This window comes from uncultured Nostoc sp. (assembly GCF_964245445.1).
Lineage (GTDB): Bacteria > Cyanobacteriota > Cyanobacteriia > Cyanobacteriales > Nostocaceae > Nostoc.
Genome location: NZ_CAXTNE010000041.1, coordinates 20,226 through 38,748, shown reverse-complemented (window position 1 = coordinate 38,748; position 18,523 = coordinate 20,226). Strand labels below are relative to the sequence as shown.

Sequence of the window (18,523 nt, the reverse complement as noted above, 5' to 3'; positions counted from 1 at the left end):
TTGTTAGCGATCGCTGGTTTTTGATCCTACCTCACCAAATCGCGTTGCTCCCAATATAAGTTCAATTTCACGGCAGATGCATCATCCACAGAGTTAAAGTTTGGGAATTGGGATAAATATGGATTCTTATATTTGGACAATGTGAGTGTAAAACCTTTGCCTGTGCCTGAGCCATCAACAATTGGAGGAGTAGCAGTTGCTGTGTCCATAGGAATATGGCTGAAGAAAAAGAAGGCAATCATCTAGAAAGAATAGGCCTTTTTTGTCACTTTCGGAAAATAATAGAGCGATCTCTACACAATTTAAATAAAAAAGGTGCATCTCGTAGAGAAGCGTAAAGCCTTCTCTTCGAGAGGCTTCGCCAACGGCATGGCTTCGCTTAGAGCGAGTCTTGTCTGTGACACGCTCTTGCGTTAGAGCGTGTCACCCCGTCGTAGACATCGCCTTACCATTCCATAGCTCAGGCGCGTTCAACAAGTGACAGCCCACTGGTGTCCGATACTCCTCTACCCACTTCCGAATTACGTTCAATCAACTTATAAACTAGCATTCAACTTTCACATAATATTTGGCTTAATGCCGCCGTAACAGCGATCGCTGTTACGGCATTGTCATAAAAGGAATATAGAGGTATTGACAAATACAGTAGTCATAAATCAATTGTGAGAAAATAAGAACTGTGAAAATTTAACTAAGTATTGGGTGCAAAATGTGGGGCTATCGCTAATTGAACTGAACGAAACCTATCGAAAACTTCGTGAAATCAAAGGCGCATTTACACACAAATTTATAAGGTAATTAAAATGACTTACGATTCAGAAGATGTGCAAAAAATCCTTCAAATAGCACTCGCTCGTAAACAGGAAGGTGGATTTTCACGAGAACAGCTTATAGAAATGGCATCCGACTTAGGTATCTCTTCTGATCTTTTGGAAGCAACTGAAAACAAGTGGTTAGCTCAAGAAGAAGAGGAACGTTTGCGACGCACATTTAATACTTTCCGACGCAGAACCTTTAGGGCACATTTGGTTAGCTTCGTAGCAGTGAATTTATTCCTTATTCTTTTGAATCTAATAACTAGTCCTAGTTATTTTTGGGCTATCTTTCCAATATTAGGATGGGGGTTAGGACTATTTTTTCATTGGTGGAGTGTTTATCAGAGTAAATCAGAGGGTTATGAGATAGCTTTTCAGAATTGGCGTGCAAAAATTTAACTCCTCCCAACTTTTAAGAATGGAGATGCCAATAAGATGCTTTAAGTTTTAAAAGCAATAGGTTTCTCTAACCTTTAACTCATTTTATGATGGGAATCCGATTTGATTTTTGAAAAGCCAAGTTGACTGAAAGCTTGCTAATTCAAGTTTTGGTTCTCACTATACTCCGCAAAACTCAAATAGAATCGGTGGAAATACTGCCGATTTAGTCATTGGTACTAATGACTCATGACCAATGACTTTAATTGCCGTGAAATAATTAAGTTGGATTCCTATAATTTTTTGAGGCGATCGCTTTACTAGTAACTGTAGCGGAAGCTTGCCTGTTGTTAAGCCCCAACTCTTGGAGTCGAGAGTAATCTTTCACCTATAAATGGGGAAATTTCCGTACTTGATACTTTGCTGACTCCACTACTGGATAAGATTCTCTCAGTACTTGGATGAATTTATCTTTAATAGTCTGCAAATCTGCTTGGGGTAAGGCTTTCCACTGCTCCAGTGTTGCCCCAAAAATGATCAGGGTAACTTCTGTGTGGTCATTGAGGCTAATCCAAACCTCTTTAGCAAGAAATCTAGGATATTCAGCCAGCCCTATTGTCCAAATTTGTGCGTCCTTCTGGATAAAATTTTCCCTTAAATTCGGGGCAACCTTAAACCTGAGTCGTTCTATAAGCACACTCTGTGATCTCTGTGTTTGCTAATTTGCCAAAATATAGATGTAGGCTAGAATAACAACGCTTTTAGCATAGCTTGATTGCCTACACTCAGGAGCAATGATCGGCTGGTTTGAAATAATTTAAGAGGAAGGGAGTATGGACAGCAACAACTGGTTGCAACAGTTAATGATGGTGGGTCTTGGCACAACGTCTTTAGTAGGAGAAAAACTGCGCCAAGTCAGCGATGATTTAGTTAAAGACGGTAAGCTCAATCCTGAGCAAGCCAAGGCAGTTATAGATGATATAGCCCAGCAGTTAAAGTCGGAGCAGGGAAACTTTGATGTCCAAATGCAACGGCAAATGCGAAATATGATGCAAGATTTGGGGGTAGCTCGCCAGTCGGAAGTGGACGAACTGCGCGGTAGGATTGATCGTTTAGAGCGTCAATTACGCGATTTAGAAAATAAGCTTTGGCGTTAGGATGTCCTTTCTGATTTAAACTAATTGTGTCCTGTTGGTAATGTTTTTGCCAGGATACTTAAGTAAGGAGAACTGATTTTGAAACCAATTTTCCTCAGCGTGGCATTCATGCTGCTGTGTGTTGTGCTATTGATTGTAGGGCAAGTAGGCAGTAAACAAAATACTGCCATTGCTGCCCAAATAACCCAAACGCTGCCAGCGCCATCAACTGTAACTGAAAATAATACTCTAATTGCGAGCAATACTATGTCTGATGCTAATGCCGTGACCACCCCCTCTGGATTAAAGTATGTCGAGTTAAAAGAGGGGACTGGGGCGACTCCTCAACCTGGACAAACGGTTGAAGTTCACTATGTCGGCACTCTAGAAAATGGTACTAAGTTTGATAGTTCACGCGATCGCGGCCAACCCTTCAGCTTTAAAATCGGTGCTGGACAGGTAATCAAAGGTTGGGACGAAGGACTTAGCACCATGAAAGTAGGCGGTCAGCGTCGGTTAATCATCCCATCTGAATTAGGCTATGGCGCTCGTGGTGCTGGTGGCGTAATTCCACCCAACGCCACTCTAATTTTTGAAGTCGAATTGCTGGGAGTTAAGTAGAAACTAGGATATGGGGCATAGGGCATAAGGCATAGAACATGGGGCATGCGGCATTGGGCATTAGTTATTCTTTCTCCCCGTGCTTCTACTGCTTCCCCTGCTCCCTCATCCCCCACTCCCGATTCAACAGCTAAATTTTTAAATTTTGAAACTTTGTAAACTGTGGATTAAATAAAAGTTTCGCAGTACCTGTAGGCCCATTGCGATGTTTAGCTATAATTACTTCTGCAATGCCGCGATCGGGAGTATCGGGAGAGTAATATTCATCGCGGTACAACATGATTACTAAATCGGCATCTTGCTCAATCGAATTGTGAACTATGATGTTATTCGCAACAAAGTTATGCAAACCAGAAACCGTAAGATCAAAGACTTCTTCCTCGCCGCTATATTCAATTGAAAGTATTTCGTCCCAATAAACATCACTTTTGGCAAGAGTAACCAGTTTAGATGATTGAACAACGTTGCCGACTTTTAAAGCTCTTTCTCGACTTAAATTTACTTTGTAAAGGGTAGAGCCACAATACGAAACTCCAATAGAGGCTTGCAATATCCGTGTGGTGAAGCCAATAGCTTGCATCGCAGGTACAACCTCTATTTTCCAAACATCCCTCGGAATTATATCTCTATTAGGGTTGTGAATACTGTTTTCAAGGTGTTGGAAAATATCTTGGAGTGAACGTAACTTATATTTTCCGACTGCTCCAACATGAATAATAAATAACTGGAGATCGGGCTTACCAGTGATTATTACATGATATTGATTTCTGCCTTTCCCAACTTGAGGAACTATCCTGAGTGTTGCGTTAATGCCAAGTTTTAACAAAAGTGTCTGTATATCAAAAGCTAGTGTCTGACTACTCGTTGCATAATATGCAATAGGTCTTAAGTTTTTTCCTGCAACCAATTTTATACAGCCATCTGTACTCCAAAGGTGTCTTAAAAAGCAACCTATTGACTCTTGAGGTTGTAAGAATAATTCTTGAGGTACAAATTTTTCATAAGACCTTAAACCAAAAACACCGAGAGAGTCTAGCCATTTGGCTATTGGATTTCTCACACGATGAGTTAGATTCTGTGCTGCGGATAAGTAAACTTGATACCACCCACGTTCAGGTGAAATTCTAGGAACAATTGAATCTCCAAAAACTTCTGTTGCCAAGAAAGCAACATTCTGAGCTAAATCTATCTCTCTGGTAGTGTACTGTATGGCATGACGTGGCAATGTACAACCGTCGCCAATTAAATGCCCTAATAATGCAACTTCCGCATAAGTCATAGTTTGTTTACCATAACTAGGGAGATGTCTTGGTAAACATAGATGTTGTTTAGGAGTTAATTCGTCAAGTCTTTTCCAGCCATTAATTGTTAAAAACTTGTGATTACCTGTAGCACGGATTTTTCTACCCAATCGAGTTGTTAAAGTAAACAGAGGCTTTACACCAGTGGAAAAAGCATTGCTAACAATTGCCTTTTCTAGCTGCATTGTAGCTTCGTTCAACGCCAAAACTGCAAAACCAGATTTACCTGCTAATTCCCTAATAGGTACTTGCAGCCCACTATCTGCTAATGTCACCAGACTATCGCCTGCTAAACAACCAGATTCTCTCAAATCAGATAACATCGGGCGTTTGTTAGTACGTGCTTCCACCCCTCGACTCAACTGAGAACCAGCAATAACTGGTACAGATAATTCACGCGCTAAACCTTTGAGTTGACGCGTAATTTTTGATAATTCTTGTACGCGATTATCGCCTGCTCCTTCCATCAATTGCAGGTAATCTATTACAATTAATCCTAATTCGGTTCCAACTTCAGCTTGCAGTCTTCTTGCCTGACTACGCATTTGTGTAACTGTAATATTTGGCGTGTCGTCAATATAAATCGGCATCTCGGAAAGGATACCAATAGCACGGCTTAAAGGTTCCCACTGGGTTTGACTGAGGCGACCAGTTCGCAGATAACTACTTTCAATTTGCGCTTCGCTAGCTAATAGACGTTGCGTCAATTGCTCTTTGGACATTTCCAAGCTGAAAAAAGCAACTGGTAATTTATAAGAAGCGGCGATATTATGAGCAAGGTTTAAGCAAAATGCTGTTTTCCCCATTGATGGTCTGCCCGCGACAATAATCAGATCAGAACGCTGAAAGCCGCTAGTCATCGCATCTAAATCGTAAAATCCGCAGGGAATACCAGGTAAGGCGATACCTTGATTTCGATCCTCAATATCCTGAAAATTATTAATTAGAGTATCAGAAATGTGAACTAAACCCGATTGGGGACGCTCTTGAGTAACGCCAAAAACTTTCTGTTCTGCCTGATCTAAAACCTGTGGTAACTCGGTTTCTGTCTCGTAACCAAGATGTACAATTTCATTGCCAGCTTTAATTAAGCGCCGCCGCAGGTATTTGTCCATCACCAACCCTGCTAAGGCGTCGATGTTGACGGCTGACACTGTGCGGTCTACCAGAGTTGCTAATTTATTTCTACCGCCAATGCGGGCTAGCATTTCATGATCAGTCAGCCAACTTGTGACTGAAAGTAAGTCTGTGGGTTTACCTTGGGCGTGGAGCCTCACAGCTGCTTGATAAATATCTTTGTGAGCGCTAATGTAAAAAGCTTCTGGAAGGAGGCGATCGCTAACTCGACTAATCGCTTCTGGATCTAGTAATATACCCCCCAAAATCGCTTCTTCCGCCTCAATATTTTGTGGTGGGAGGCGATCGCTACCATCGCCTTGAAAATTCAGTGCTTCAGCCATAAACGATTTTAGTTTTGAGATGAAAGCTATTTGAGAGTGGGGAGTAGGGAGTAGGGAGTGGTGAGTGGGGGTTAGGAGTTATCAGTCAGCCTTACTTCCCTTGCTCTCTCATCTTCCTCATCCCCTTCATCTCCTCCCGCCTAACTTAACTAGCGACGACTTGAATATCGACTTGTGCCGCTACTTCCGAATGCAGCTTGATTTCGGCTTGATAAGTACCAAGGTGATTAATATCGGGGATAGTAATTCCACGCCGATCGACTTCTTGACCGGTGGCTGCCTTAATTGCATCTACAACATCTTGAGTGGTTATAGTACCGAAAATTGCTTCGTTTTCACCAACTGGCTTGGCAATTGTCAAGCTGCCAACTTTTTCCAAAGATTCTTTTTGCTCAAGAGCTTGTTGTCTAAGTTCTAATTGCCGTTGACGCTCTTGCTCACGACGGCGTTCTACTTGCTTGAGAATACCAGGAGTGGCATTGGTTGCCAATTTTTGGGGAATCAGATAATTACGAGCGTAGCCAGGGGCTACTTCCACTAAGTCGCCAGATTTTCCCAGCTTGCTGATATCCTGATTTAAAACTAACTGTACGCGTTTCGCCATCGTTTTTCCTGTAAAATCTGGTTAATTCGGGTTTGAGTAAGATAGCTCACAATGTCAGTGCTGTATTCCAAGCTTCTTTGCCTATACCCTAAAGCTTACAGATCGTAGCGAAAGGAAGGGTGCGATCGCAACTATTAGAGAAAATTGAATTAATAGGGGAGTGGGGAGATGAGTAAGCAGGGGAAGCAGGGGAAGCAGGAGAAGAACAATTAATGACAAATGACTAATGACAAATGACTAAAAGTTATTTCTCATTTCCCGTATCCGCGCAAAGGTTTGCACTGCATCGCTACTTTTAACAGTTAATTGTAATGATTCCTGATCCCAACGTAAAAAGGGATTTGTTCGCTTCTCCACTCCTAGCAGCGAGGGGATGGTAGCTTCTCCTCGGTTACGGTAAGCCTTTACTTCATTGAAGCGTCTTTGTAAGTCGGTATTGTCGCCATCCACAGTTAGGGCAAATTGCAGATTTTTCAAGGTGTATTCATGGGCACACCAGATGCGTGTATCATCGGGTAGAGAGCGCAATTTGCTTAAAGAGTCCACCATTTGGCTCGGTGTTCCTTCAAACAAGCGACCGCAACCCCCAGAAAATAAAGTATCGCCGCAAAATAAGTCGCCTGTCTCACCAGCTTTTTCCGGGGGAAAGTAGTAAACGATGTGAGCGCGGGTATGTCCGGGAACGAAGATAACTTCAGCTATGCGGTCTGCAAACCCGACGCGATCGCCTTCTTGCAAAAACACCTGTTGACCGGGAATTCTACCACGATCCTCCGCTCCTCCATAAACTATCAGTTGGGGGAATTGTTCTATTAGTTGCTTATTACCACCCACATGATCGTTATGGTGGTGCGTGTTAAAAATTGCTACTAAATCAGCTTTTAATTCTGCCAGTTTCTCTAATACTGGTAGAGACTCCGCCGGGTCAACAACGGCGGCAATATTTTGTTTATGGTCGTGTAGCAAGAATATGTAGTTGTCTGAGAGTGCTTCCAGACGGATTACCTGCATTACCTTTGCCTCCCTTACAACATAGATGTTTGGTATTGAGTAGCAATCCTAAGTCTAAGCAAGTAACTAGGCTAATTGCATAAATTGTTTTAAGTATTTATACGCAAATTAGCACAAATTTAATGCGTCATTAACAGTTATGATAATATACAACCGTAGTTATACCGTAAACATACCACAATAAAGCAAAATTTATTTGGATTTCTCAGTGAATTTTCTCTGGAAATAACCGTAAATACAAAGTTAGATTTATTTAATTATTTCCTGTTTTAAGGATACCAAAAATCCATTCAATCATAGTGGATATTTCCTTTTAACTCTTAGGTTTAATAAAATTTAAATTCTATTATGTATATACATTGGTATGTTAAAGCTTAAGCAAATATTAGGAATGCTGGTTTTTATAGTTTTTAGAAATGTTAGTAATCTCTGCAAAATCTGGACAACTAGGCAACAGATTATTATTATCTGCTCATTTTATGGCATTTGCAAGTGAAAATAATTTCACAGTTTTAAACCCAGCCTTTGAAGAGTATGCAAATTTTTTTAACTCAACATCTCAAGATTTTTTATGTTGTTACCCTTCTACTCAATTTTCCATTTCAGGAAATAAATTGCTACGTAAATACTACTATAAAATAAATCGTTATTTAGCTGAAAGTGGACGCTTTAACACTATTGAGATTAAGCGTAATCAGCCCTTTAACTGGAGTAATTCAAGCGTTACCAAAGAATTGAAATCAGGGACTATAAACTTTTTTCAAGGGTGGGTATTTCGGGATGGATGGTTTGTAAATGATATATCAAATTTACAAAAACATGGGGAAAAAATTCGTGCTTACTTTCAACCTTTAAAGAAGTATCAGTTAAATGTAGCAAAACTCATATCCAATATTCGTAGTCAGACTGATGTGCTTATTGGAGTCCATATCCGTCATGGAGATTATCAGCAACATCAAAATGGTAGATATTTTTATTTAGTTGAAGATTATTTAAAGGTGATGGAATCAGCACAAATGCTATTTCCTAATAAAAAAGTGACATTTTTGATTTGCTCAAATCAGAAACAAAATGACGAATCTTTTCAATATTTATCTTATGCTTATGGCAATAATCATATAATTGAGGATATGTATTCTCTAGCTGAATGTGATTATATTATTGGTCCTCCTAGTAGTTATAGTATGTGGGCATCATTTTACGGTGAACGACCTCTCTACATGATTAGGGATGTGAATAAAACGTTAAAAATCGAAGATTTCGTCCACTTTTACCAATGGCAAGGAGTTTTTTACTATAACGAAGACTGGAGTAAAACTTTTTGGGAATGGACACATTAAATTAGATTGACAGGCTAAGATAAAAAGTAATAATTATTTAACTTATTTATGAAAAAAGAAACTAGAGGATTTATTACCATTTTAACTGGACTTTACCCTTTTCAAGATTGCATTCACTTTTTAGCGGCAGTTAGAAAGTTTCATCAAGAACCAATAATCATTTTAATCGATCAAGTTCCCAAAATTCTCTATCCTTTTTTAAAGACTTTCAAAAATGTAATTTTAAAACCTGCGCCTGCAAATGAAAATACTGTTTTAGCATCACGGCAAGCAAAACTGGCTCTATATGCAGCCTCTGAATTTGATAAAACTATTTACTTAGATTCAGATATTTGCTTACTTTCCGATCTCAACGACGTATTTGAGTATTTGGATGAATATGATTTGCTATTAACTGAAGATGTGCAACCTTCTATTGTTAAAGCTACAAATTTACTACGAGGCAAGCAAGAAGATATTTTACCGAATGTTTTGCAAATCCTGCAATCTATCGGGTTCCCTTTGCAAGCGGATAGTGTGCAATATAATAGCGGTTTGATAGCTTTTAGGAAAACAGAAGTTAACAAGGTATTTTTTGACGAATTTAAACGTTATTTTGAAATTGTCAAAAACAATCAAGATAAATTACTTTTAAAAGACCAAGGGGCTTTTGCTTCTGCGATCGCATCTGTAAGCCCTAACATGAAAATACTACCACCTACCTATAATTATCTCAGTAAATGGGAGGAGGCTTATAATATTCAGGATAAAATTAAAGTTCTTCACTGTACCTATCCTTATCGACCTCAATACGCTAAAAACATTACCCGTTCTTTGTATACAAGGGTATTTGACAGATTTGCTAAAGTATTTTTACCCAATCAAGTTACAAATCCCTGGCGCAAGAAATGACATCTTCTTATGAATATATGCACAAGCCTTTTTCCTGTATCACATTATGAAGAGTTTTAAATATTTATCAATATTTAAATTGCGAATTTACAGGAGGAAACATCAAAATTGAAAGTTTCATTAATTGTTGGTGATTTATCTGGAGGCGGTAGTATTCGAGCCTTTTTACTAGCTCAAGTACTGCAAAGCCTCAATTATCAAGTGGAGATTGTTGGTTTTATTTATGGTAAAGAACTGTATGCTATTCCTCCGTCTGGCATTTCAGTTGTTTCTCTTCCAGGTACAAATTATCCAGAATTTTTGATATCTGCTCGTCAACTTTTGCAAAAAATAGATGGAGATATTATTTATGCTGTAAAACCTAAGTTTACAAGTTTTGGCCTATCACTACTGAAAAAATTTATTGGTCATCGTCCTTTAATTTTAGATATGGATGACTGGGAACTCAGTTGGCACGGAGGCGATGAATGGAAATATCGTCCTAGTCTTAAGCAATTTTATCGCGACATTTTTAAGAAAAATGGCGCATTAAAATTTCCAGATCATCCACTGTATCTCAAGTGGATGGAAAACTTAGTGGCAAAAGCAGATGCAGTAACAATAGATACTGACTTCCTGCAAAAACGCTTCGGTGGTGTTTACGTACCTAATGGTAAAGATACCGCAATGTTTGACCCCCAGAAGTATGATTCTGAGACTAGCAGAACGTATTACGGTCTTTCTGAGTATCGAATTCTCATGTTTCCTGGGGCACCACGACCTCATAAGGGGGTTGAAGACATTCTAATGGCACTCGATTTGCTGGATGAGCCAGATTTAAGATTAGTGATTGTGGGTGGTAGTCCTTACGATGATTATGACGATAAATTGATTCAAAAGTGGGGGCGTTGGATTATTAAATTACCAAGGTGCTCTGTAGAATTAATGCCTAAAATTGTAGCATCTGCCCACATTGTAGTTGTTCCCCAGCGAGATACTTTGACTGCTCGCGCTCAGTTTCCCCTGAAGTTGACAGATGGAATGGCAATGGCTAAACCTGTATTATCAACGTGCGTTGGAGATATTCCCAAAATTTTAGGTAATACTGGTTATTTAGTCGAGCCTGCTTGTCCTGAACAGCTTGCTGAACAAATACAATTGATTTTTCAGAATTTAGAGTCAGCAGAGCAGCAAGGTATCAAGGCAAGAGAAAGATGTGTGGAACTCTATAGCATAGAAACTATGGCTTCTGTGCTCAAGTCGGTAATTGCTCGGTTGTAAATCTTGATTGAGGTTTGATTTATTTGATGATTGGTAAATTTGGCAAGTAAATTGTGAATAATATTAATACATGAAAGTTGCATAAAAATACCCAATGTCTACCAGAAAACTATTACTAAGATTTGCTAAACCGTATCCAGGTTTGATTCTGCTAACAATATTGTTAGGATTTTCTGGAGCCTTATTTAATGGAATTAGCACAGCTTTAATTGTGCCAGTAATTTTAAAAATTGTCGGTCAAGAAGTAGATTTAAGTTCTGCCCCTCCCATCCTAAAAAGGTTGATATCTCCCTTTGATAATACTCCAGAATCTTACCGGATAGTAGTAATGGCTGGGACGATTCTCTTGACAATTTTTTTAAAGAACTTAGCTACTTATGCCAGCGCCTTGGCATCGAGTTCTTTAACCCGAAAGCTGACATCAGATATGCGCGAAACTGGGTTAAAGCTATTACTAGAAGTTGATATAGATTATTATGCCAAAACAAAGGTTGGTGATTTAATCAACCGTCTTGGTGGAGAAATTGGTCGGGCTGCAAGTGCTATAGGTAGTACAGTCAAGATAGTTATCCTGGGAATCACAATTTTAGTTTTTGTCGGTTTATTACTGTCAATATCTTGGCAGTTGACAATTGCTTCTACGCTTTTGCTGTTGTTGGTGACGTTAATAAATCAGTTTGCCATTTCTCAGTCGAGAACTTTTGGTAAGCAGCTTAGTGAAATGTCTAGAGCATATTCAATCTCCGTGCTGGAGACTTTGAACGGAATCCGACTGGTAAAGGCGACGGGAAATGAAGAAAAAGAATATCAACGGATTCAAAAATTAATTCGCGATCGCGAGTTAGCAGATTTCCAATCTCAGGTTAATTCGGAAGCGATTACACCTTTGAGCGAGGTAATGGGTATTACAGCTTTACTGCTGATTGTACTTTTGAGCAAAACCTTCTTTGCTGGCCAGGTTTCTTCTCTTTCCACCGTACTTCTGACATATTTATTAGTTCTGCTGCGAGTGCTGCCATTAATTTCTCAGTTAAATACTATTCGCAGTAACTTTGCCAGTACCGCCGCCAGTGTAGATGTGGCAAATGAATTTTTAAGCGTCGATGATAAGCCGTTCATGGATAAGGGTAAGCTTCCCTATACAAAATTACAAGAGGGCATATCTTTTAATTCTCTTCGCTTTGCCTATCCAGGTCATGAAAAAATGGTACTCAAAGATGTAAGTTTATTTTTACCACATGGCACGACCTTAGCATTAGTAGGCAGTTCTGGTGCTGGTAAATCCACTTTAGCAGACCTTTTGCCCAGATTTTATGACCCAATCGATGGCAGTATTACCATTGACGGTACTGATTTGCGGGAGTTCGATGTTGTATCCCTGCGAAAGCGAATGGGGATTGTTAGTCAAGATACTTTTCTTTTTAATGACTCGGTGCGAAATAATATTGCTTATGGGCGAGAAGAGGCTACAGAGGATGAAATTCTGACAGCAGCCAAGCGGGCAAATGCATACGAGTTTATTAACAAATTGCCTCAAGGATTTGACACCTTGATTGGCGATCGCGGCGTGATGTTATCTGGTGGACAAAGGCAAAGATTAGCGATCGCCCGCGCCCTGCTCCAAAATCCAGATATTCTGATTTTAGATGAAGCCACCAGCGCTTTAGATACCGTTTCCGAACGCTTAGTACAATCTGCACTTGATGAATTGAGTCGCGATCGCACAACCCTTGTAATTGCTCACCGCCTTTCCACAGTCCAAAAAGCCGATCAAATTGCCGTATTAGATCAAGGACAAGTGGTAGAAGTAGGAACCCATGATGAACTTTTACCAAAAGGTGGTTACTACTCACGTTTGTACTCAATGCAATTTAACGATCAGCCTAACAAAAACTTAATTCAGACAAAAATTTTTAAGGCAATGCGCCTAAACTCAAAGAAATTTGTTGAACATCCTGAAGCCGCTACTAAACATAAGCAAAGCTTGCTCCGCATCTCTCACGAAATTCGGACACAGTTGAACTCAATGATTGGGTTCCTGCACTTATTACTTGATGATTTAGTAGACAATTCCCAAGAACAACAGCAATTAATTGAAGATTCTTACAAATCAGCTTGGAGAATTCTCAATACCATAGATGTTTTTGAGGATGTTATTAACTTGCAAATAAAAGGGCAATTTATCTCAATTTCTGAAGAAAATCAATATATTACAATCAGCTATTATCAGACATTTAATCATCTATCTAGTGAGTTTAGGGCTTCTCTCAATCTCATACTTGGTTCTCTCCGTTCTCTAACTGATAATTTTATATATACCTTAGAAGAACAAAAGGGATTAATTACTGAAAGTTATGAATCTGCTATATCTCTGCTCGACAATTTAGAAAAATTTGAAAATAGTATTAATATCTAAATTTATGAAAAACCCTGCTTTTAAAAAACACTATATTTTTTTCATTGGTGAAGAGTTGCCGCAGCCAGAGGCTCACCTAGTGCAGTCTACAAATGCAGCCAACGGCGCTGCCAACTTGGGATACTCAACAGTTTTGGTATATCCTGAAAAAGGAGCAAAAGCTATTAATCCGGCTAATTTAGCTCGTCCTTTTCAACCGAGAAAAACACCAACAGAACTGATCAAATATTACAACCTCCATGACAAGTTAAAAGTTGCTCCCTTACCGATGCCTTGGCCGATCGACCATTTTCGGAGCAAATTTACTGACTCTAACACCATTGCCAGCAAGTATTATTTACCATTTCACATACTTCCAACTACTAAAATTGTCCACAGTCGCAACTGGAATTTTGTTAAAGCTGCCATCAAAAATGGCGTTCCGGCAATTTATGAACACCACCACCACGAAGACAAACCATTTGAGCCAGAAATTGTTAAAAATCCCCTATTGCAAATTGCTGTCACCGTTATAGACACTATCCGCGAAAGCATGATTAAAAATGGGATGCCATCAGAAAAACTGATTACACTGCACAATGGTTTTAATCGCTTATTTATGGAGAGACAACCAGAAAAAGCAGCCGAATGGCGTCAAAAACTATTGCAAAACGAAAGTCAAAAATTGGTAGTTTATGCGGGAGCTTTACAGCAATTCAAAGGTATTGATGTATTAATTGATGTAGCTCAAGAAATGCCTAATGTGCAATTTGTTTGTGCAGGTGGTAAGCCACCAGAAGTTGAATATTATCAACAATTGGTAAAAGAAAAACAAGTTCATAATATTAAATTTTTGGGCTATATCTTACATAATGATTTAGCCTCTTTGCTACAAGCAGCCGATGTTTTAGCTCACCCTCATTGTTCAGGAAAAGCGGCAACTTTCACATCTCCCTTAAAGCTGTTTGACTACTTCGCCTCTGGGACTCCCATTGTAGCAACAGAAATTCCATCATTAGTTGAATTTCAAGATACTCACTCAATTGCTGCTTGGTGTGAGCCAGATAACTCCAGCAAATTTGCCGAATGTCTAAAGCGGGTTTTAGAAACTTATCCCAGAAAAATAGAAGGTTATCCAGATAGTATCAATTTTGTTAAGCAGTTCTCTTGGGAAAATAGAGCGGCAAAAATCCTTAGTTATGTTGATGAATCTCTGTTACCCCAACTTGTTGTATAAGCAAAAATGAGTGATATTAGGGAAAATAACTAATGAAAATAATAATTGACTAATAAATAAAATGACTATTACAACTGTGGGGATGATTAGCAGCTATCGAGGTTTAGAAACTAGAGCCGATTGGCTGTGGCAACAATCTCCAAATCAATTTGGAGTTTGGGGCAATATCCAAATGCAAGCATTGGCAAGCAAACCAGATTTTCTGCTGATGTATCAATTTGATTTTCCCCAAGCAGCGCCACAAACATCTTGGTTAGATAGTTTTCGTAAACGGCAGCAAAAATCAGTAGTAAATGTTGATTCTCTACTGCGTGGTGTGAGTAAAGATCGGATTATTTATTTACTAAGAGAACCGCCTCTAGATGAAATTATAGAAATCACTAATCATAATTATCAACAAGCCCAAAAGTATTGCGGTTACGTTTCTGGTCCAGATGATTTTGCCCCTAATCCTGACTATATGCCTGCTATTTGGTATCACTCAAATTCATTTCAAGATTTAAATGAAATGCCACTTCCGGGAAAGGTTGCTCCATGTAGTTGGATTACTTCGGGAATTAGCCGCACTGTCAACCATCGCCAGCGTTTAGACTTTTTGCAGTCACTACAATCTAGTGGTATTAAATTTGATTTATATGGGCGTAACTTACCACAATGGGCGAAAAAGTCGGGAGAACTGGGTAATAAGTGGTATGGCATGGCACCATACTATTACAATCTAGCAATTGAAAATTATGCTGATAATAATTGGTATGTGAGTGAAAAACTTTGGGATAGTTTACTTGCCTGGTGTCTACCAATTTACTATGGTGGGCCGGCTGCTGAGAAATTATTACCACCGGGTAGTTTCTTGCGGTTACCCAGTTTAGATGAAAAAGGCATTGCCTACATCCAAGAAGTGACAGCTACACCTGATGCTTGGTATGCTGCCAAAGATGCGATCGCAGAAGCACGTCAAATCATTTTACACAAATTAAATCTGCTTAACTGGTTGTCAAACTTTGTTGATCAACACTCATAAATTATGAATGGTATTTGTACCCTTGGCAATGATTATGTTTTCGATCAACTGGTGGCTCTGCTCAACAGTATTGATGTGATCTTGGGACCGGAAACTCCTGTTTGTATTTATCCTTTCGATGATCAGACACAGCGAATCGCTGATGAAATAGCTAAACGACCTAATGTATTTCTTTACAATAATCAAGAATCAATTAATCGCTGGGATGAATTTATGCTCTCAGCAGCACCAGAACGATTGAATCGCAGTAAATTCCGTTTGTATGGCGCTCACCGTCGTTTTTGTGCGTTTGATGGGCCATTTGATAAGTTTATCTATTTAGATGCAGACACTTTGGTGATGAACTCTCTGGCGGCGGTGTTTGAAAAGTTAGATAATTATGATTTTGTTGTCTACGATTTTCAATTTAAAGATGTTAGTAAAATATACAATGTTAATTCTCCCAAATTACTAAAAGTTTTCGAGCAAAAGCGCATTGATTCTGAAATATTTTGCTCAGGCTTCTATGGCTCAAAGCGGGGCATATTTAACTCAGAAGAAAGAGATTTGCTGATATCCCATTTACAAAATGGTGAAGCGGAAATTTTGTACGAAGGGGCTGGTGAACAACCATTAATAAACTATATGGTAATGAGGTCTAATCTTTCTATTTATAACTTTGCTCAACAATTACCAGATAATCAAAAAACTGGATGTTCTGCCACATCTAAGCACTTTGAAGAAAGAGAATATATTCTCTATGATAAAGGTAATCGACTAACTTACATTCATTATATTGGGGTTCCTCCTAATATCAATCAAGCAGTCTGTGCTGGAGAAAATATCGATTTTCCCTATCGAGATTTATTTCTCTATTATCGCTACTTACACGAACCAGAAAAGCGTCCAATCTTTACAAATCCTTCTAAAAATTATAATGACGCTCCGACGCCAAATTTACTTACAAGAGCTTTGCGAAAACTTAGGTTAATTAACCAAGGATAATTTATGACTAGGGGCATTTATATTGTTGCCAATGACCGAGTTATTGATAATGCGATCGCTTTACTCAATAGCATTCGTTACTATGACCCAGAAGTTACCGTTTATCTCATACCTTTTAATGAAAATTCTCACAAGGTGGTAGAGCAGCTTGCTACCTTACATAAAGTGGAAATTTTTCCAGATTTAGAACTTATTGATAAATTCACCAAACGCATCGGAGAGATTTTTGATCGAGATTTCCTTGCCTTACCCAACAAAATGCGTAAACTGGTGGCGTGGTTTGGCCCTTTAGATGAGTTTATTTATATTGATACGGATATTGTCGTTTTTGAAAAAATCGCCGACAATTTAGACAAACTTTCAGAAGTCGATTTCTTCTGTTGTGATTACCATCATGCCAATGACAAGTTGCGAAATATCTTTTCCTCATTTGTGAAAGAGCAGCAAATTTTTTCAGATGCCCAACTTCAAGACGTTTTCAATAGCGGTTTTTGGGCTTCCAGAAAAGGAACTATTACCGAACAACAGATGGATGAAGCTTTGCGCGAATGTGCTGCACATCGAGAATATTTCGATTTTTCTGAAGGAGTTACAGACCAACCAATTTTAAATTATCTTGTTCTCAAACTAATTGCCAAACGTGGTAATCTCGTCAAAATTCCTGGGGGAGGGCCTGGTAGTTGGGCTGGTTCGCAAAATTTCCAACAGCAAGACTACGCTCTCTATGACCGAGGACAACGACTAAAATATCTCCACTGGGCTGGTACGCGGATGAAAATTGGTAGTCCATATTGGCAATTGTGGGAACATTATCGCTATCTTCATGAGGGTAAATTTGCCTTCATCCCCAAACTGACTCGCCGTTTATTTCCCTTTGTTACCGCCCGTACTTAATATTATGAGTATTCCAATGATTGATGGCATCTACATCCTAGCCAATGATGTTGTCTATGACCAATTAGTTGCATTGCTTAACAGTATAGAAGCTAATGCTGGTAAAAAAATTCCTATTTGTATACTTCCATATAATCAGCGATTAGATAAGGTAAGGGTGGAGATTGCATCTAGAGATAATGTCAGTTTATTTGAAGACTCTGATTCTATAGCTTATTGGGATAATTTTGCCACTCAGATATGGAAAAATTACCCTAGAGCACAAAAAACTTGGCGAGAGTGGGGCTTTCCAGAACTTTATGAGCTACCAATGCACCGCAAATTTTGTGCTATCGATGGCCCATTTGATAGATTTATTTATTTTGATGCAGATACCTTGTTGATGGGGCCTGTAGATTATGTGTATGAAAAATTAGATAACTACGATTGGGTAGTCAATGATTTTCAATATAAATCTGACTTAAAATTTATTTTTGATGGCTCACCAGAGCAGATGCAGCAAGTTTTCAAATCAGATAATTTACAATCTAAAGTATTTTGTGCTGGTTGGTTTGCTACTAAGAAAAATATTTTTTCTCCAGCAATAAGAGCCGACTTAATCAAGAACTTAACATCAGGTGAGGCAGATGTCATGGCCTTTTTAGCCCCTGACCAATCTTTATTTAACTACATGGTGCTAAAAAGTAGAATTTCCTATTATAATTTTGCTTTTCATGACTGCGAACAGGCAGCTGGAAACCACTGGAGTTCTCAATTTGATGTATTAGATAATATCCTCTATGACAAAGGACGAAGGTTGACGTATTTACACTATATGAGTATATCTTCTTCAGCTTTTGTGCGGCTTTGTGGGGGTGAAGATGTTGATATTCCTTACCGCGATGTTTTCTTATATTATCGCTATTTAAAATCTCCTGAAGAACGTCCTCAAAGCTTTACGCGCCCAAGTCAGCTAATGCTAATGCAAAACTCTACTAAGAGTTTTATTCAGCAAAGAGTTAACAACATTAAGCTAAAGTATCGTAATTTAAAGGATAAAATTAATGGGTACTAATAACACAGCAAAGCTCTGCCAGTTAAATCAGCTTATTTATTAGCCTTTGCATAGTTGAAACTTTTCCAACTTCTTTGTTCAACTAAGCAGTAATATCAGAATACTTTCTGGAAACGAAAAA

At 38.8% G+C, this 18,523-nt stretch carries 18 protein-coding genes; 13 read left to right on the top strand and 5 right to left on the bottom strand.

What is annotated here, in order from left to right:
* Positions 1-26 precede the first annotated feature (26 nt).
* A complete protein-coding gene (locus tag ACFE90_RS10030) occupies positions 27-209 on the bottom strand; it encodes a hypothetical protein (protein ID WP_375500050.1) in 183 nt (60 codons plus the stop codon).
* On the opposite strand from ACFE90_RS10030, the gene ACFE90_RS10025 reads away from it, so the two are divergent.
* Positions 181-246: a hypothetical protein gene (locus ACFE90_RS10025; RefSeq protein WP_375500048.1), complete on the top strand. Its 66-nt coding sequence runs from the start codon at positions 181-183 to the stop codon at positions 244-246. The genes ACFE90_RS10030 and ACFE90_RS10025 overlap by 29 nt on opposite strands.
* A gap of 557 nt (positions 247-803) precedes the next feature.
* Complete coding sequence (locus ACFE90_RS10020) at positions 804-1,214, top strand: 2TM domain-containing protein (RefSeq protein ID WP_375500044.1); 411 nt, start codon at positions 804-806, stop codon at positions 1,212-1,214.
* A 367-nt stretch (positions 1,215-1,581) separates the two neighbouring features.
* Here ACFE90_RS10020 and ACFE90_RS10015 read toward each other — a convergent pair whose 3' ends face one another.
* Positions 1,582-1,890: a TIGR03792 family protein gene (locus tag ACFE90_RS10015; RefSeq protein WP_375500042.1), complete on the bottom strand. Its 309-nt coding sequence runs from the start codon at positions 1,888-1,890 to the stop codon at positions 1,582-1,584.
* A 136-nt stretch (positions 1,891-2,026) separates the two neighbouring features.
* Here ACFE90_RS10015 and ACFE90_RS10010 point away from each other — a divergent pair, with 136 nt between their 5' ends.
* Positions 2,027-2,350 (top strand): phasin family protein, encoded by a 324-nt coding sequence (locus ACFE90_RS10010; protein ID WP_100901084.1) that lies wholly within the window; start codon positions 2,027-2,029, stop codon positions 2,348-2,350.
* A gap of 78 nt (positions 2,351-2,428) precedes the next feature.
* The gene (locus tag ACFE90_RS10005; RefSeq protein WP_375500040.1) at positions 2,429-2,950 is read left to right on the top strand and encodes an FKBP-type peptidyl-prolyl cis-trans isomerase; all 522 of its coding nucleotides are present in this window, start codon (positions 2,429-2,431) and stop codon (positions 2,948-2,950) included.
* Positions 2,951-3,080: 130 nt separating this feature from the next.
* On the opposite strand, the gene ACFE90_RS10000 is transcribed toward ACFE90_RS10005, so the two are convergent.
* The 3 genes from ACFE90_RS10000 to gloB all read right to left on the bottom strand — a co-directional run bounded on the left by ACFE90_RS10000 (position 3,081) and on the right by gloB (position 7,326).
* Positions 3,081-5,711: a replicative DNA helicase gene (locus ACFE90_RS10000; protein WP_375500038.1), complete on the bottom strand. Its 2,631-nt coding sequence runs from the start codon at positions 5,709-5,711 to the stop codon at positions 3,081-3,083.
* 145 nt (positions 5,712-5,856) lie between these two features.
* Positions 5,857-6,315: a 50S ribosomal protein L9 gene (gene rplI / locus ACFE90_RS09995; protein WP_069073603.1), complete on the bottom strand. Its 459-nt coding sequence runs from the start codon at positions 6,313-6,315 to the stop codon at positions 5,857-5,859.
* 237 nt (positions 6,316-6,552) lie between these two features.
* Positions 6,553-7,326 (bottom strand): hydroxyacylglutathione hydrolase, encoded by a 774-nt coding sequence (gloB, locus tag ACFE90_RS09990; RefSeq protein WP_375500036.1) that lies wholly within the window; start codon positions 7,324-7,326, stop codon positions 6,553-6,555.
* Positions 7,327-7,742: 416 nt separating this feature from the next.
* On the opposite strand from gloB, the gene ACFE90_RS09985 reads away from it, so the two are divergent.
* From ACFE90_RS09985 to ACFE90_RS09945, 9 genes are all read left to right on the top strand, one after another.
* Positions 7,743-8,666: an alpha-1,2-fucosyltransferase gene (locus tag ACFE90_RS09985; protein WP_375500034.1), complete on the top strand. Its 924-nt coding sequence runs from the start codon at positions 7,743-7,745 to the stop codon at positions 8,664-8,666.
* A 48-nt stretch (positions 8,667-8,714) separates the two neighbouring features.
* Positions 8,715-9,557, top strand: coding sequence for a hypothetical protein (locus tag ACFE90_RS09980; protein ID WP_375500032.1), 843 nt, complete (start codon positions 8,715-8,717; stop codon positions 9,555-9,557).
* A 108-nt stretch (positions 9,558-9,665) separates the two neighbouring features.
* Positions 9,666-10,817 carry a glycosyltransferase family 4 protein gene (locus tag ACFE90_RS09975; protein WP_375500030.1) on the top strand — a complete coding sequence of 384 codons (1,152 nt, stop codon included), beginning with the start codon at positions 9,666-9,668 and terminating at the stop codon, positions 10,815-10,817.
* A gap of 94 nt (positions 10,818-10,911) precedes the next feature.
* Entirely contained in the window at positions 10,912-13,233 is a 2,322-nt protein-coding gene (locus ACFE90_RS09970) for an ATP-binding cassette domain-containing protein (RefSeq protein WP_375500028.1), read from the top strand.
* A gap of 4 nt (positions 13,234-13,237) precedes the next feature.
* Positions 13,238-14,449, top strand: coding sequence for a glycosyltransferase family 4 protein (locus tag ACFE90_RS09965; protein WP_375500026.1), 1,212 nt, complete (start codon positions 13,238-13,240; stop codon positions 14,447-14,449).
* Between the two features lie 61 nt (positions 14,450-14,510).
* Positions 14,511-15,470, top strand: coding sequence for a glycosyltransferase family 10 domain-containing protein (locus ACFE90_RS09960; protein WP_375500024.1), 960 nt, complete (start codon positions 14,511-14,513; stop codon positions 15,468-15,470).
* Positions 15,471-15,473: 3 nt separating this feature from the next.
* Positions 15,474-16,454, top strand: a complete 981-nt coding sequence (locus ACFE90_RS09955; RefSeq protein WP_375500022.1) for an Npun_R2821/Npun_R2822 family protein — start codon at positions 15,474-15,476, stop codon at positions 16,452-16,454.
* 3 nt (positions 16,455-16,457) lie between these two features.
* Positions 16,458-17,348 (top strand): Npun_R2821/Npun_R2822 family protein, encoded by an 891-nt coding sequence (locus ACFE90_RS09950; RefSeq protein ID WP_375500020.1) that lies wholly within the window; start codon positions 16,458-16,460, stop codon positions 17,346-17,348.
* Between the two features lie 4 nt (positions 17,349-17,352).
* Entirely contained in the window at positions 17,353-18,402 is a 1,050-nt protein-coding gene (locus ACFE90_RS09945) for an Npun_R2821/Npun_R2822 family protein (protein WP_375500018.1), read from the top strand.
* The last annotated feature ends 121 nt before the right edge of the window (positions 18,403-18,523 follow it).